Below are 15,076 nucleotides of genomic sequence, written 5' to 3'. Positions count from 1 at the left end.
ACGCTGCGCTCACGCGAGAGGGAACGCATGCTGGAGAACTCCCCCCTGAGTACGACCTCGATCACCGCCGAGCAGTTCGCGGAGCAGACAGCCGCGATCCTCGGCTCGGTGGGTCAGGTCATCGACGGCAAGCCGGATGCCGTGCGCAGCGCCCTCGTCTGCCTGCTCGCCGAGGGGCACCTGCTCATCGAGGACGTCCCCGGCGTCGGCAAGACGATGCTGGCGCGAGCCCTCGCCGCGAGCGTCGACGCCACCGTCCGCCGCATCCAGTTCACCCCCGACCTCCTGCCGGGAGACGTGACCGGCGTGAGCGTCTACAACCCGGTGGATCGCGAGTTCGAGTTCAAGCAGGGCGCCGTGTTCGCGCACATCGTGATCGCCGACGAGATCAACCGCTCGTCCCCGAAGACCCAGTCGGCGCTGCTGGAGGCGATGGAGGAGGGCCAGGTCACGGTCGACGGCTCCACGCATCCCCTGCCGCAGCCCTTCCTCGTCGTCGCCACCCAGAACCCCCTGGAGATGGAGGGCACCTACGCTCTGCCCGAGGCGCAGCGCGACCGCTTCATGATGCGCATCTCGATGGGCTATCCGGATGCCGCGGCAGAGGCGCTCATGATCCGACAGCGCGACGCGGTGAGCCCCCTCGCGGGAGTCACGGCCGTCGCCGATGCGGCATCCATCTCCGGCCTGATCGCCTGGGCGCGGTCGGTGCACGTCGCCCCCGCCATCGAGGAGTACACGGTCGCGCTCGCCCAGGCGACGAGGAACGACCCGAACCTCCACCTGGGTGCGAGCCCGCGCGCGACTCTGCAGCTCATCAGGTCCGCGAAGGTCTGGGCGGCCCTCGACGGCCGCGACTTCGTGATCCCCGATGATGTGACGGCCCTGCTGATCCCGGTGCTCGCCCACCGTCTTCTCCCCGCGCGCGGAGCCCACCGCGCCGGCGCCCAGCCGGTGGAGGCGGCCCTGCGTCAGATCGTGGAGCGCGTGCGCGTGCCGGTGGCGTCCCGCGCCTGAGCGGCGGACAGCATGAGACGACGTCGAGCCCTCACCGCCAGGGGCGCAGGTGCGCTCATCGCGGGTCTCGGCTGCCTGCTCGCGGCGAACCTCGTGGGGGCGCCGATCCTCATCTACGTCGGCATCCTCCTCCTCGCCCTCACCGTGTTCTCGCTGCTGGCGGTGCACATGCCGAGGCGCAACGGCGCGGTCGCCCGGCAGATCTCCACCGATCTCCTCACGGTGGCCGAGACGTCGCGTGTGACGCTGCGGTTCGATCTGCGCGCGATCCGCATCCCGCACGGTCTGTGGCGCGACGTCCTCCCCGATGCGGTGTCGGGCGACTCGGCCGGGGAGTACCCGCCCGAGAGCGGGCAGCTGAGCTACCTCATCACCGGCGTGCGCCGCGGCGTCTGGGCGATCGGACCGCTGGTGCTGCGCACCGTCGACCCCTTCGGCATCGCGCAGCGCGAGCAGGCCTTCGGCGAGACCCGCACCGTGACCGTCGTGCCCGAGATCATCACGCTCGCCCCGCTCGCCGTCAAGGTGGGGGCGGCGGGCGGCACCGCCCACACCTCCTCGAGCCGGCTCGGACAGGGCAGCGACAACCTCTCGCCGCGCCGGTACATCGCCGGCGACTCCATGCGGCGCATCCACTGGCGTGCGACCGCGCACCGCGGGCAGCTGATGGTCAGGCAGGAAGAGGAGGAGTCGAGTCCCGACGCCCTCGTCGTGCTCGATCGCAGCTCGGCGCGCTGGGCCGCGCCCGGTGAGGACGCCGATCCGGCCTTCGAGGCAGCCGTCTCGCTGTGCGCCTCCGCCGCGGTGCATCTCGTGCAGGAGGGCTACGGGGTCGACGTGGTCGACAGCGCGGGCATCCTGCTCGGCACCCTCCGCGGACACGAGGAGGACAGGGAGGGTCTGCTGGTCGCTCTCGCGATGGTCACTCCACGGGGCGAGCCGCGCGACCTCGCGACGGTCATGGGAGGCACCCCGCCCGGCCCGCTCGTCTACATCACCGGGCGCCTCGACGAGGAGACGGCCGAACGGCTGCGCCCTGCCGGCGCCGCGGCGCCCATGCTCTTCGCCGCCGAGCTCGACGAAGGCGTGGAGCAGACCGCCGTCCACCACGGCTGGCGTGTGGCCGCTCTCGGCCCCGACCTCGCCGAAGCGTGGGAGGACGCGCTCCCCGAGCGGATGGGGGTCGGCGATGTCTCGCGCTGAGCCCCGTGCTCCTCGCCTGTCGTGGCACCGCGACCACGAGCTGAACGAGAGCCGCATCGCCCAGGGCGCCCTCGCCGCCGCGGCGGCCTTCGTCGCGGTGTGGCCCTACACCTCCGTGATCAAGCCGGGCGCCTGGTCCTTCGCCGTCGTCACGGTGGTCCTCGTCATCGCGGCGGTCGGGGTCGCCGTGCGTACCCTGCTGATCCGCCGGAAGCGCTGGATCCGGGAGACCGCGGCCATGATCGCGCAGGCGGTCGCGGCGCTGGGCGTCCTCACGATGCTCGTCGCCGGAGACACCGCGATCTTCGGAGTCGTGCCGACCTCATCGACCCTCACCGTGTTCGGCGCCCTCGCAGCGACGGCCTGGGAGCAGGTCGTGTTCGGCACCGCTCCGCTCGACAGCACGCCGGGTCTCCGCGTGATCATGGGCGCCGGCTTCGCTCTCGTCGCGCTCCTCCTCGACCAGCTCGTCGCCCAGCGGAGCGCCGTCCTGGCCAGTGTTCTCGTGGCCGTCGTCGGTGCGACGCCGATGATCGTCACGCTCGGAGACGCGAACGTCGTGTGGTTCGTGATGCTCGGCATCCTGATCCTGCTGCTGTTCCGGCAGTCCGCGAAACGCAACTCCGAGTCCCCCCGCCGCGTGTCCACGGGCATCGCGGTGGGCGCCGGAGCCGCCGCGGTCGCCGCGGCGCTCGTCATCGCGCCCATCGTGCCCGTCTCGGCATCCCTCGCCGGCACGGGCGTCGGCGTCAGCGTCGACGCGTCACTGCGCCTGGGGAACGACCTGCGTCAGCCCGACCCGGTCGAGGTGCTCACGCTCGCCACGGCGGAGAACACCGCGCCGTACCTCCGGCTGACCACCCTGTCCCGCTTCGACGGCAGGGTCTGGCATCCGGATCGCGGTGACACCCAATCCCTGAGCGACGGCTTCGGGGCCGCGGAGTGGACGGAGGACGTCGCCGCGAAGGACATCACGACCTCGATCCGCGTGCTGCGCATGTCGAGCTCGTGGCTGCCCGTTCCCTACCCCGCGACGAGCGTCCAGGGTCTGAGCGGCGCCTGGAAGCTGATGCCGGAGAACCGCACGATCGTCTCGAAGACGGCGGATGCCGTCGGCAACGATTACACGGTCGCGTCGCTCAGGGTGAATCCGTCGCTGGAGCAGATCAGAGCCGTGTCAGCGGCCGCGGCGGTGGTCGACCCGGACGACGAGCCGCTGGAGCTCCCCGACGTCATCCCGACCACGGCGCGCGAGGTCACGGCGGACGCCACGAGCGACTACGACCGGCTGATCGCGCTGCAGACCTGGTTCCGCACCGAGTTCTCCTATTCTCTGGAGACGCCGGTCGATGAAGGCTTCGACGGCACCGGCGCGGACGCCGTCGCGCAGTTCCTCGACGTCCGATCCGGATACTGCGTGCATTTCGCCGGCGCCTTCGCCCTGATGGCGCAGAGTCTGGGGATGGACGTCCGCATCGTCGTCGGATACCTGCCGGGGTCGCGCACCGACGAGAAGCGCGGCGAAGAGACCATCTACTCGGTCTCCAGCGATCAGCTGCACTCCTGGCCTGAGGTCATCTTCCCCGGCATCGGCTGGGTGCCGTTCGAGCCGACGGCCTCTCTCGGCGTCCCCACGGCGTTCGCATCGGCGACGACGACGGGCTCCGGCCCTGGGGGCGCGGCCACCCCCGCGCCCACGACGGCCCCGACCTCGGAGGCCACGAGCGGCCCCGAGATCGATCGGACAGATGCGGGCGGAAACACCGGCGGCGCCGGCGCCCTGCGTCAGCTCGACCCGATGCCGGTCGTGCTCACCGCCTTCGGAGCGCTGCTCGTGCTCCTGCTGCCCGCGCTGATCCGCCTCGGCATCGGCACGGCGCGACGTCGCCGAGCGCGACGGGGAGATGCGGCGTCCGCGTGGACCGAGCTGCGGGCCACGCTGATCGACCTGCGCATCGCGCTGTCGGATGCCGATTCGCCCCGCTCGCGCGGCGCCGTCCTCGTGTCCGAGCACGGCGTGGATCCGGAGGCGATGCGGGTGCTGACGGATGCCGTCGAGCGCGCGACCTATGCGCGCTCTGCCGACCCGGCGGATCTGGCCCCCGCTCTGGGCGAGGTTCTCGCACAGCTGCGTCGCAGCGTCGATCGGCCGTCGCGGCTCAGGGCGCTGCTGCTTCCGCGTTCGCTGTTCGCCGGACGCGGCTCGCAGGCCCCGCTGCTCGTCTGACGAGAGCGCCGGCCGCGCTCAGGCGTGCACGTGGACCGGGCACGGCACCGCGGCGCATGCGTCGCACACGACCAGCTGGACCCGGCACGAGAGGTCGGGGCAGTTGGCCGTGCGGTTCGTCGCCGTTCCGCACCCCGCGCACTCTCCGATCACGGCTGCGTGGTCGGAGAAGTCGACCGAGCCGCGCTTGTCGAACACGTAGAGCGAGCCCTCCCAGAGGCCGTCGTCTCCGTACTGCTCGCCGTAGCGGACGATGCCGCCCTCGAGCTGGTACACCTCGCCGAAGCCCCGCGACGCCATCAGGCTCGACAGCACTTCGCACCGGATGCCGCCCGTGCAGTAGGTGACGACCGGCTTGCCCTTGAGGTCGTCGTAGGCTCCGGAGTCGAGGAGCTGCACGAAGTCCCGCGTGGTCTCCGTATCGGGGACGATCGCGTCGCGGAAGCGTCCGATCTGCGCTTCGAGCGCGTTGCGTCCGTCGAAGAAGACGACCTCGTCTCCTCGTTCGTCCATCAGCGCATGCAGGGCCTCCGGCGAGAGCCGGGTGCCGCCTCCGATGACGCCGTGCTCGTCGACCTTGAGCTCCCCCGGCGCACCGAAGGACACGATCTCCTCCCGCACCTTCACGCTGAGCTTGGGGAAGTCGATGCTGCGGCCCTCGGCATCCACTCCGGTCCCCTCGCTCCACTTGATGTCGACGCCGTTGAAGGGCGCGTACGAGCGGAACGAGCGCGCCCACTTCTTGAGCGCGACGAGGTCGCCGCCGAGCGTGCCGTTGACGCCGTCCTTCGAGATCAGGAGCCGCCCGCGGAGGCCGAGCGCCTCGCCGAGGTCACGCTGCCAGAGCCGGATGGCCTCGGGGTCGGCGAGCGGGGTGAAGACGTAGAACAGGACGATCTTGGGGGTTGCCACCAGGGAATCCTACGTCGTGACCACGCCCTTCAGAGACGGTCGCGGCGACGCAGCACCAGGACCACGACGGCGGCGAGCGCGACCGCCCACCCTGTCGCCACGAGAGACGCGACGGGAGCGGCGAGCCCGCCGTCGGCGAGGCCCGCGGCCGACAGCAGCGCGCTGAGCGGAAGGATCCTCGCGACGTCAGGCGCGGCATCCGACAGCAGCAGAGCCGGCGACAGCGTCGCGGGCACGACGAACAGCACGAGGACCGGGCTGCGCACCAGCACACCGACGAGATACCCCCACAGCCCCGCCGCCGCGAGGATGCCGACAGCGGCGGCAGCCTCCGGAACGCTCAACAGCGCGCGACCGGTGACGAGGAGGAACGCCGCCTCGATCATCGCGATCCCGAACACCCCGAACAGGAGCGTCGAGGCCACGGCGGAGACCGCGCGCGATCCGAGGACCACGACGCCGGAGGTGAAGAGATGATCGCGCGCCAGCACGCCCGATCGGTCGGCGAGCGCCGGGCACAGCGCTCCCAGCACCGCCGCGAGGATCACCAGCCCGCCGACGAGAGATGCGCTCATCGTGGCTCCGAGCGCATCGACGACGGCGGGCGGCGCCGATCGCACATCGCTCGGCAACGACGCCGCGATCGACAGCGCCGAGAGCAGCGCGACGGGGAGGAACACCCAGGGCAGGGGGTCTCCGCGCAGCCGTCGCAGCTCCGCGGAGACCCCGCGGACGACCTGCCCGCGCATCGGGCCGCCCCACGGCCTCGCCCCGCCGGCGCTCAATGCTCTCGCCGCCGCACCGCACCGACCGCGAGCACGACGGTGACGGCGCTCCAGCCGAGCAGCACGAGCGCGCTCCCCCACCACGGAAGCAGCCCGTCGACCGGCGCCCCGGTGACGCCTGCGAAGGCGCCGACCGGAAGGTACCTCTCGACGGCGGGTACGTTGAACAGCAGCGGGAGCTCGATCATGATCGGCACGAGCAGGACGATCGCGGACACCGCGTAGTAGCCCTTGATGACCCAGCCCAGAGACACCCCGATCGCACTGCCGAAGATCGCCGCGAACACCGACCCTCCGACGATCCCCCAGAACGCCCCGTCGATCTGCAGGCTCCGCCCCACGGAGGAGAGCAGGACCGCGGACGCCGCCGCCCAGATCGCCGCCCCGACGAGGCACAGGACCACGGCGGTGACCGCACTGGCGAGGAGCTTCGCAAGGAGCACCCGCCGGATGGATCCGATGACGAGCGATCGCGACATGGAGTGGTAGTAGTACTCCCTCGACACCGAGTAGCTGCCGAGGTACATCGCCGTGATGCCGATCGCGGCGAACAGGCCGAACACGATCCGCGTCGCGTTCCCGTCATCGAGATCGGTCAGTCCGTCCAGCGACGGGCCGACCGTCACCATCAGCGCGGGGATGAGGAGCGTGAAGGAGAAGATCCCGAGCATCGCGAGCCCGCTGACGCCGCGCAGCAGCTCGCTCCGGAGGAAGTCAGACATGGACGTTCCCTCCCTCGGCGCCGTCGATGAGCCCGAAGTACCCCTCTTCGAGAGTCGTCGCCCCGTCGGCCGTCAGCGCCTCCAGCGGACCGTCGAACAGCTTGCGCCCGCGCATCACGACGACCTCGTCGACCGTCTGCTCCAGTTCGGCCAGCTGGTGGCTGGAGATGAGGACGGTGCCGCCCTTCTCCGCGAAGGACCGCAGGAATCCGCGCAGCCACCGGATGCCGCCGGGGTCGAGCCCGTTCGCCGGCTCATCGAGCACGAGGAGCTCCGGGTTCCCGATCAGCGCAGTCGCCAGGCCGAGCCGCTGCCGCATGCCGGTGGAGAACCGCTTCACCCTCTTGCCGGCGTGGGCGGTGAGGTCGACTTGCGCGAGTACCTCGTCCACACGGGTCCGCGGCATGCCCGCGGCGAGACGGTAGATGTCGAGGTGCCGACGGGCGGTGATCCCGGTCTCGAATCCGAGGCCGTCCATGTGCACGCCGACCCGGCGCGCGGGGTTCGTCATGGCCGCGAAGGGGGCTCCGAAGAGCGTGGCGGAACCCGCCGTCGGATGCAGCAGGCCGACGAGACCGCGCATCGCCGTGCTCTTGCCTGCACCGTTCGGGCCGAGCAGGCCCACGATCGCTCCGGACTCGACCGTGAAGCTGAGATCTCTGACGACGGCATCCCCTCCGTAGCTCTTGGTGAATCCGTCGAAGCTGATGACCGCTGTCATGAGCCTTCTCCTCTCGATAGGGGGCGGGTGCGTGTGGCACGACCGATCAGACGATCGACGTGCCGGTGGATCGGGGCCACGAGGTGGGGATGCTCTCCGGCATCCGCCCTCGTGAGCAGCTTGGTCAGGACGTAGAGCTGGGAGACGACGCCGTCGTCGGAGTCGAGGTCGTCCGCGAAGCGCCGGGTGATCTGCGCGACGACGTCGGGCTGCGCAAGGGAGTGGCAGAGCAGGAAGGCGGCATCGTAGCCGCGCGGCGCCAGCCCCCACGCCTCCCAGTCGACCATCGCGAACGGCTCCACGTGCAGGTTGTTCCAGTGCAGGTCGCCGTGGGCCGCCCGCCAGTCGCCGACGTCCGTGTCGACGTCGAGGCCGAAGAACACCGCGATGCGGCGGCGGATGCCGTCAGGGTCGACGGCCCTGCGCGCGGTCGGGGCCACGGAGAGCGCATCGAGGCCGCCCGCGAGCGCGTTCCACCATGCCTCGTCGAGCGATGGAGCCGCGCGGAGGTCCGGGGTCGACTGGGCCGGGTGCCCGGGAACGAGCGTCATCAGCTCGGCGCGCACCGTGAGAGGACCGTCGGTCTGCTCGCGGACCTCGAGCACCCTCGGCTTCCGAACGCCGCTGATCGCACCGGCATCCTGATTGCCCGTCCACCAGGATCCGCGGGCCCACTCTGTCCTCGACCAGACGAGTCGGAGCCACAGCGCCTTCCCGCCCCGCGACGCTGCGGTGCCGAGGGAGCGGTCGCGCCAGCCGAAGACGGGCGTCCCGCTCGCTTCGACGCCGAGAACGCCGAGCTCCCTCTCCAGGGCCGAGCGCAGCATCCCCCGCAGTTCGTTCTCCGGGGCTGACGTGTGCGGTTCGGCCGTCATGCGCGCGCCTCCGATCCGAGCGCGGCGAGGGGGAGGTCGAGGAACGTCCGCCACAACCAGGCGCCGAGCGATCGAGCATCGCCGTCGACGCGGGCCCTGCCGAAGCGCGGAAGGGCTCCGCTCCGGACGTCGGGCAGGGCGACCTGGATGCCATCCGTCCTGAGGGTCGACGGGGTCACCGGCACGAGCGCGGCGAGGTCGATCTCGCCCCGGTGGGGCTCCCCGTCGCCGACCACCGCGGTTCCGAGACGCCTCTGGATGAGAATTCCGCTGCTCTCGAGAACCACAGGGGTCCCTGCCTCCGGGAGCGTCTCCCCCGCGGACGCCACGAGCCGCACCTCGCCGCCCTCGCTGACGAAGCCGACGGTGCGGGCCGACGACACCGGGATCATGAGCACGGCGGCGATCAGGGCGGTCCCGGCGACGGCAGCCGCGGCCACCCGCCACGGATTCGGCGCGGACGCGGCGAGCGCCTTCGCCCCGCGCAGGAGCGCCCGGAAGACGACGGCGGCGACCAGACCGAGTGTGGCGAGGTAGCAGAGCGCCGGCACCGTCCCGAGACCTGCGACCGACGTGGCGTACCGGTAGAGCACGAACCCGACGAGCCCGACGGGGAAGAGCCGGCACAGGATGCCGTAGGCGATGAGCAGGCCGCGATGCCGCCCAGCGCGGTGGAGGCCGTCGGACTCGGGACGAGGATCGGCTGCACCCGTGGAGCGTGCGGCGCCTCCGAGGAGCCCGAGGAACGAGTGACCCGCGGCCGTCATCGCGTCTCTGCGCAGATGCGGCCAGTCGAGAGCGGACATGAGCGCGAGGTAGCCGTCGAGCTGAACGAAGGGAAGCAGGTTGAGGGCCGCGATCGCCAGGCACGACAGGGCGTACAGGACGAGTCCGGCGTGCAGGGAGTCGTCGACCACGAGGCGCGAGGCCACGATGCTCGCCGCCGCGCACACGAGGTGCACCGCGGGCCCGGCGAGAGCGACGAGGGCCCGCTGACGGCGGCGCGACAGACGCCAGCCGTCGGTGACGTCGCAGAAGAAGGCGGGAGCGAGATAGAACAGCATGACGCCGATGCGCCGCGGGCTTCCGCCGAAGGCGCTGAGCGTCGCGCCGTGTCCGAGTTCGTGCACGATCGTCGTCAGCACGATCGCCAGCCCAAGCCACGCGATCACCGAGAGCGGGAGCGGGCTCTCCAGAACCGCGACGATGTCGGACCAGCCGAGTGCCGTCGCGACCACCCCGGCGACGACGACCGCGGCGCCGATGACGACGCCGGGCGCCCCCGCGACGGCGCGCGTCAGCGGACGGAGCGCGGCGAAGAGCGCCGACGGGTCGCCGACGCTCCACTGCAGCGTCAGCGGAGGTCGATACTGCAGACGTCGACCGCGCCGACGCGGGCGGCGGCCGCGCGATCCGCCGGTGTCGGCGTCTGCGGCGAGCAGTCCAGCCCCGTCGAGACGCCGAGCGATCAGGCCGACATCGTCGGCGGTCCACGGGTCGCCGAGTGCGGCAGCGATCTCGGCGATGCTCCGGTCTCCCGTGAACCGCCGCGCGACCACGGCGACCGGCTCCGACACGCGCACGGCCGGCGCCCCGTCGCGCGCGATGATCCACTGCCCGGCGTCGGCGAGCGGATCGTCGACCGTGATCCCCGGCGCGAGCCTCGGCGTGGCGGTCAGGGGCAGCGGAGGCAGGACGGAGGTCACAGCGAGCACTCGATCATCGCGATGCGGCGGGCTCCCTCGGAGAAGCGCACGGGATGCGTGCCACGGACGACGAGCCCCGCCTCCCGGAGTTCCGCCTCGAGCTGTCCGGCGTCGATCAACGCGACCCGTGAGGAGAAGGCCTCCGCCCGGAGCACCCCGCCCTCGCGGCGCAGATGGACGACTCCCACGTCGCGCACTCCGGCCGCGGCATCCACCTCGTCGCTGAGGAACACCACCTCCGAGTCTCCGGTGGACACGACGAGCGCCTCGTTGTCGTCGTCACGGGGCCGGGCCACGTGGGCGGAGACGACGAAGAGGCCGTCGGGCGCGAGGTGCGCGCGGACAGCGGCGTACAGGGTCCGTCGTTGGGCGGCGGACAGCAGCGAGATCGAGGTCGTCGCGAGCACGATCAACCCGAACTCCCCGTCGATCCGGAAGTCGCTCATGTCTCCGAGCACCGGACGCAGATCATGGAGCCCGGCCCGGTTCGCCTTCTCCTCGAGGAGGGCGAGCATCCGCGGCGAGGTGTCGAGAGCCACCGTCTCCCGCCCCGACCGCGCCAGAGGGAGGCTGAGTCGCCCCGATCCGCAGGCCAGTTCGAGGATGCGCCCGGTGCTGCGGCGCGAGATCCGCAGGATCTCGCGGATCTCGCTGTCGTCCCCGCGGATCATCGCGTCGTAGACCTCCGACCCGCGCTCGCTGTAGATGTCGGAGACGACGGCGTCGGGGTCGATCACCGCGAGGAGTCGCGCCGCGGCGCGGTTCAGACCCTGTGTGGTCATGGCGGCCTTCTTTCTGGCGTGGGATGCTGGATGCGAGGTCGGGGGCATAGCGGATGCACGGTTCTCCGTGTCGAGCGGGTGTGTCACCCGCTACGCCCTCGACTTCTTTCTTCAGGTGATGCTCATCAGGTGATGGCGACGACCGCGCCGATGAGGATGACGATGTCGCCGACGATGATGTACCAGGGCTCGGGCGCGTCCATCGTCTCGATCTCTTCGAAACTCAGGTCCATGTGCTCACCTCCTTCGAGGGTGTCGTTCGAGAGGACTCAGGTGGCGGCGAGGCCGATCAGGCCGAGGACGACGCCGATCTTGACCGCGGCGTACCAGGTCCAGAAATCGGGCGAGTCCATCGACTCCAGCTCTTCGAAGCGCAGCTCGTTCGAGATCTCCATGTGCTTTCACCTCCCTCCGGTGGTCGAATCGGGCGGCCGACGGCTACGTGAGGCCGGCGGCGATCACGACGATCGCGATCCCCATGCCGACTCCGTTCACGAAGTCGGACCACTCGGAGGGCGCGTCCATCGTCGGAAGCTCCTCGATCAGCAGATCCATGTCGTTCGTCATCTCCCCATCACCTCCTCTCCCTGTCTCGGGCGAATCGCAGAGCCGTCGAAGGACTCTGCGAAGATGCTCGCGACGGCGTCGCGGTCGAGGCGTCCGAGCGCAGGCAGCGGCGCGCCCCAGGAGGCGAGGCATCGCTCCACGACGGCATCGAGGACCGCCGGCGCCGGGGCGGAAATCGTCTGCAGGCCCCACCTCGATCGGAGGGCGATCAGCCCGTCGCTGGCGTCCTCCGGGAGCCCCGGCACCGCCTCGCGCATCCACGTCCAGCACATCGCCAGCCGCTCTGGCGACCCCCAGCGTGTGTCGCCGTCGGCGATGCGCCGCCAGATCGCCGGCAGGATCGCGAGCGTCGCCGGGATCTTGCGCGTCCCCGTCTCCCAGGAGAGCTCGTTCGCGAGGTACCAGTGCGGAGCCGCGTACGTGCGCCGGCCGACGAGCGCCCAGGAGCGATGCGTGGTAGCGCTCAGCTGAGAGGCGAACAGACGCTGCTCCGGGGAGAGGCGTCCTGCCCGCAGCTGCTCTGCGAGCCCCGTCGCGGCCATCACGATGCCGCGGGCATCGTGATCGGCCGCGAGACTCGGAGCGCTCCCGACCGCCGGTCCCAGCACGCGGAGGATCACCTCCATCAGTCCCTCGCCCTGCAGCATTCGCGGAAGCGTCGCGGTGTGCACGGGATCGAGCACCGCGCCGTCGGCCTGCAGTCGCGAACCGGAGAGCAGCCGTCGTCCCCACGACGTCGCGAGGCAGGCGACCCTGCTCGTCTCCGTGCCCGTGCCGAAAGTCGTCGAGATCAGAAGCAGCGGCAGATCCGGTCCCCTCCGCACGAGCAGCTCCGGCACCCGCACCAGACCGCTCCGCCGCGCGAGGCTCTGCAGCGGGCCGGTCAGCTGCGGAGTCACGAGCAGCATCCGCACGATCTTCGCGGCGTCCATGACCGACCCTCCGCCCAGCGAGACGATCGACGTCGCGCCCCTCCCCGCGGCCACGAGGGTCCCGATCATGGCGGAGTCGACGGCGGCAGCCTCCAGCGGGACATCGATCGCATCCCGCGGCAGCGCGAGGCCCTCGTGGGAGACCGCGGCATCGCGGATGACCAGCGGGCGGTCTCCGCGCGGAAAGCGCGTGAAGGCCGCCGCTGTGGCACCGGCGCCGGCGGTCACCCGCACCCTGCCGGAAGATTCGACGATGCCCCTCACGCGGCGGCCTCGTCGATGCCGTGCAGCACGGCGGTCTCCAGCTCATCGAGCTCCGCACGCTCGTAGACGTACGCGGGGATCAGCTGGATGCAGCTCGGCCCCGGTTGCACGAGAGCGCCCGCACGCCGGACGGCTGTGACGACACCGGCCACCTCCTCGCCGCTCAGCGGCTCCCCGTCGCGGGACAGGACGATGGCCCGGAAGCACCCGGCACCTCGGACGCCCGTGACATCGGGATGGTCGCCGATCCGCGCGAGGGCGCCATCCAGTCGGGCTGCGAGACGGCCGGCGAGCGCGGCGGCGTCCATCCTCACGAACTCGGAGAGGGTCGCGAGGATGGCGGCGCAGGATGCCGGGGTTCCCGCCTGCGTCTCGCCGTGCACGAAGACCGCGTCGGCACGGTCGAAGAGGTCGCAGATCTCTGCGGACACGAGGACGGCGGATGCCGCGGCCGCTCCGTTCGTCAACGCCTTCGAGAGCACCATGACGTCAGGAGCCACCGGCCATCGCGAGGAGGCGAAGAGGGGTCCGGTCCGGGCGAAACCGGTGGCCACCTCATCGGCGACGAGGGCGATATCGTGGCTCGCACGGATCTCCGCCACCGCTGCCAGGAAGTCGTCGTCGAGCGGGAACGCTCCCGAACCGAGAAGCGGCTCGAGCACGAGCGCGGCGATCCGCTCCCCCTCCCTGGCGAACAGGTGGCGGAGCTGCGCGCCTCCGTCGACCGCGGACACGTGTCGAACGCCTCTGCGATCGGCCGAGTACACCGTCTGGCCGAGTGCGTCGCCGCTGAGGCTCAACGCACCGTACGTCAGCCCGTGGTATCCCCCGTGCAGACCGACGACGATGGTGCGTTCGGGGCGCCCCCTCAGCGCGGCCGCCTGACGGACCAGTTTCATGGTCAGATCGTTCGCCGCAGACCCCGACGTCGAGAACAGCACGCGCGCGAACCTCTCGGACCCCGTGATGTCGAGCAGTGCCTCCGCTGCTTCCTCGGCGTACGTGTGGGACGACCGGAAGAGCGAGAGATAGGACGCCGAGCGCAGCGCCTCGGCGACACGGTCCGCCACGGCGGCGTTCCCGTAGCCGAGCGGCACGTTCCACAGGCCGCTCGTGGCGCACAGTCGCGCCACGCCGTCGGCGCCGTGGACGCGGACGCCCTCCGCGCTGGTCGCCTTCGCGGACGGGTCGTTCCAGGCGCGGCGGGCCGTCAGGCTCTGCCAGACCGCGTGCCGTGCACCGCCCGTCATGCCACCGCACCGGAGAAGGAGAGGAGATCGACGCCCGCGTCGGCGAATCGTGCCCTGATCTCGGAGACGGCAGCGCCGGCCGACGCGGGCGAGCTGCCGGCATCCTCGGCGAGCATCTCGGCGGCGAGGGCCTCGTCTCCGGTCGCGATGAGGCATTCGGCCCCGCGCGCGGCATCCGCTCCGAGCCGGAAGCGACGACGGGTCCTCGGCTCGACGAGGACGAAGTCGCCGTCGAACCCGGTCACCAGGAACGGCGCCTCCGGTGACGTCGAGGCCGCTGCGCGCCGGCGGTCGTCGAGCACCCCGACGAGATGACCGCCGAAGCCGGAGATCGCGGGCTGTGTGCGCGCGCCGTCCCACTGCCGCAGCAGATCGAGCGCCGCGATGTACCTTCCGAGCCATGGTCGGGATGCGACCGCGTCGTCGAACTCGCTCCTGGCGACGATGCGCTCGAATGCTCGGCCGGGTCCTGCGGACGCCGCGGCTGCCGCGTCGAGTTCCTCCCGCAGATCGCCGATGACGCCGAGCAGCACGCCGTCCGGGCCGTCGCGGTACTCTCCCGCGGCGGTCACGTGCACCCGCACGAGTTCCGCTCCGGTGTCGTGCCCCGAGAACGACGCCCGAGAGTCCAGGAGCACCGCACCGCTGAGGAGCTGCTCCACGAACACACCGGATGCTCTGGCCGTGTCGGCGTCCTGCAGGAACGCGTCGAGGCCGGCCGCCGAGTTCTGCCGCACGACGGTCAGCCCGACGATCGAGATGAAGGGCGCCGCCAGGTAGTCCTGCAGCTCGAAGGCGTGTCGCCCGTCGAGCAGCATCTCATCGCCGGCGTCCTGGAAGGAGCCGGTGTATCCGACCTCGTGACCGTCCGAGCCGATGTCGGCGCCCGGCGCGAAGATGATGTCGGATCCGGTGCAGATCCGGCGGACCTCGTCGAGGTGGGCACCGGCTTCCAGGAAGAAGACGGTTCCCTCCACGATCGATCGCCGGGCGCTGACGTACTGCTCGAAGGCGGCCGCCGTCCGGTGATTCGTACTCGTCGTCGAAGACGTCATGTCCACGCTCCCCCCAGTGCGTTCTCCGTGGGGCGTGAACACGGAGACTCAGATTCAG

16 protein-coding genes are annotated in these 15,076 nt (G+C 71.2%); 3 read left to right on the top strand and 13 right to left on the bottom strand.

Going from position 1 to position 15,076, the window contains the following annotated elements; translation table 11 throughout:
- The first annotated feature begins 27 nt into the window (after positions 1 to 27).
- From LC438_RS05190 to LC438_RS05180, 3 genes are read left to right on the top strand one after another with little or no spacing between them, the layout of a single operon-like run.
- On the top strand, positions 28 to 1,017 hold the full coding sequence (locus LC438_RS05190) for a MoxR family ATPase (protein ID WP_105674175.1): 990 nt from the start codon (positions 28 to 30) through the stop codon (positions 1,015 to 1,017).
- A gap of 12 nt (positions 1,018 to 1,029) precedes the next feature.
- Complete coding sequence (locus tag LC438_RS05185; RefSeq protein ID WP_223586026.1) at positions 1,030 to 2,220, top strand: DUF58 domain-containing protein; 1,191 nt, start codon at positions 1,030 to 1,032, stop codon at positions 2,218 to 2,220.
- Positions 2,207 to 4,447 (top strand): DUF3488 and transglutaminase-like domain-containing protein, encoded by a 2,241-nt coding sequence (locus tag LC438_RS05180; RefSeq protein WP_223586025.1) that lies wholly within the window; start codon positions 2,207 to 2,209, stop codon positions 4,445 to 4,447. Before LC438_RS05185 ends, LC438_RS05180 begins: the two co-directional genes overlap by 14 nt.
- Before the next feature lie 18 nt (positions 4,448 to 4,465).
- Here LC438_RS05180 and LC438_RS05175 read toward each other — a convergent pair whose 3' ends face one another.
- The 13 genes from LC438_RS05175 to mpaB all read right to left on the bottom strand — a co-directional run bounded on the left by LC438_RS05175 (position 4,466) and on the right by mpaB (position 15,018).
- Entirely contained in the window at positions 4,466 to 5,359 is an 894-nt protein-coding gene (locus LC438_RS05175; RefSeq protein ID WP_223586024.1) for a rhodanese-related sulfurtransferase, read from the bottom strand.
- A gap of 29 nt (positions 5,360 to 5,388) precedes the next feature.
- Complete coding sequence (locus tag LC438_RS05170) at positions 5,389 to 6,108, bottom strand: hypothetical protein (RefSeq protein WP_223586023.1); 720 nt, start codon at positions 6,106 to 6,108, stop codon at positions 5,389 to 5,391.
- Between the two features lie 32 nt (positions 6,109 to 6,140).
- Positions 6,141 to 6,866: a hypothetical protein gene (locus LC438_RS05165; RefSeq protein WP_223586022.1), complete on the bottom strand. Its 726-nt coding sequence runs from the start codon at positions 6,864 to 6,866 to the stop codon at positions 6,141 to 6,143.
- Positions 6,859 to 7,587 carry an ABC transporter ATP-binding protein gene (locus tag LC438_RS05160; protein WP_105674131.1) on the bottom strand — a complete coding sequence of 243 codons (729 nt, stop codon included), beginning with the start codon at positions 7,585 to 7,587 and terminating at the stop codon, positions 6,859 to 6,861. Before LC438_RS05160 ends, LC438_RS05165 begins: the two co-directional genes overlap by 8 nt.
- The gene (locus LC438_RS05155) at positions 7,584 to 8,462 is read right to left on the bottom strand and encodes an aminoglycoside phosphotransferase (protein WP_146114297.1); all 879 of its coding nucleotides are present in this window, start codon (positions 8,460 to 8,462) and stop codon (positions 7,584 to 7,586) included. Before LC438_RS05155 ends, LC438_RS05160 begins: the two co-directional genes overlap by 4 nt.
- Positions 8,459 to 10,168, bottom strand: a complete 1,710-nt coding sequence (gene mpaP / locus LC438_RS05150; RefSeq protein WP_223586021.1) for a daptide biosynthesis intramembrane metalloprotease — start codon at positions 10,166 to 10,168, stop codon at positions 8,459 to 8,461. Before mpaP ends, LC438_RS05155 begins: the two co-directional genes overlap by 4 nt.
- Entirely contained in the window at positions 10,165 to 10,950 is a 786-nt protein-coding gene (mpaM, locus tag LC438_RS05145) for a daptide-type RiPP biosynthesis methyltransferase (protein ID WP_181155880.1), read from the bottom strand. The genes mpaP and mpaM overlap by 4 nt, the downstream gene beginning before the upstream one ends.
- A 125-nt stretch (positions 10,951 to 11,075) precedes the next feature.
- A complete protein-coding gene (locus LC438_RS18735) occupies positions 11,076 to 11,183 on the bottom strand; it encodes a daptide-type RiPP (RefSeq protein WP_308116174.1) in 108 nt (35 codons plus the stop codon).
- 36 nt (positions 11,184 to 11,219) lie between these two features.
- Positions 11,220 to 11,345: a daptide-type RiPP gene (locus tag LC438_RS18455; protein WP_258132543.1), complete on the bottom strand. Its 126-nt coding sequence runs from the start codon at positions 11,343 to 11,345 to the stop codon at positions 11,220 to 11,222.
- 43 nt (positions 11,346 to 11,388) lie between these two features.
- Positions 11,389 to 11,517 carry a daptide-type RiPP gene (locus tag LC438_RS18450; protein ID WP_258132544.1) on the bottom strand — a complete coding sequence of 43 codons (129 nt, stop codon included), beginning with the start codon at positions 11,515 to 11,517 and terminating at the stop codon, positions 11,389 to 11,391.
- Positions 11,514 to 12,677, bottom strand: coding sequence for an iron-containing alcohol dehydrogenase (locus LC438_RS05140; RefSeq protein ID WP_223586020.1), 1,164 nt, complete (start codon positions 12,675 to 12,677; stop codon positions 11,514 to 11,516). The genes LC438_RS18450 and LC438_RS05140 overlap by 4 nt, the downstream gene beginning before the upstream one ends.
- A gap of 32 nt (positions 12,678 to 12,709) precedes the next feature.
- The gene (mpaD, locus tag LC438_RS05135) at positions 12,710 to 13,963 is read right to left on the bottom strand and encodes a daptide-type RiPP biosynthesis aminotransferase (RefSeq protein WP_223586019.1); all 1,254 of its coding nucleotides are present in this window, start codon (positions 13,961 to 13,963) and stop codon (positions 12,710 to 12,712) included.
- Positions 13,960 to 15,018 (bottom strand): daptide biosynthesis RiPP recognition protein, encoded by a 1,059-nt coding sequence (gene mpaB / locus LC438_RS05130; RefSeq protein WP_223586018.1) that lies wholly within the window; start codon positions 15,016 to 15,018, stop codon positions 13,960 to 13,962. The genes mpaD and mpaB overlap by 4 nt, the downstream gene beginning before the upstream one ends.
- Positions 15,019 to 15,076: the final 58 nt, after the last annotated feature.

This window comes from Microbacterium sp. OVT16B, assembly GCF_019969705.1.
GTDB classification, from domain to species: Bacteria; Actinomycetota; Actinomycetes; order Actinomycetales; family Microbacteriaceae; genus Microbacterium; species Microbacterium natoriense.
The sequence above is the reverse complement of the archived record's forward strand: the minus strand, read 5'-3'. Positions and strand labels throughout refer to the sequence as shown.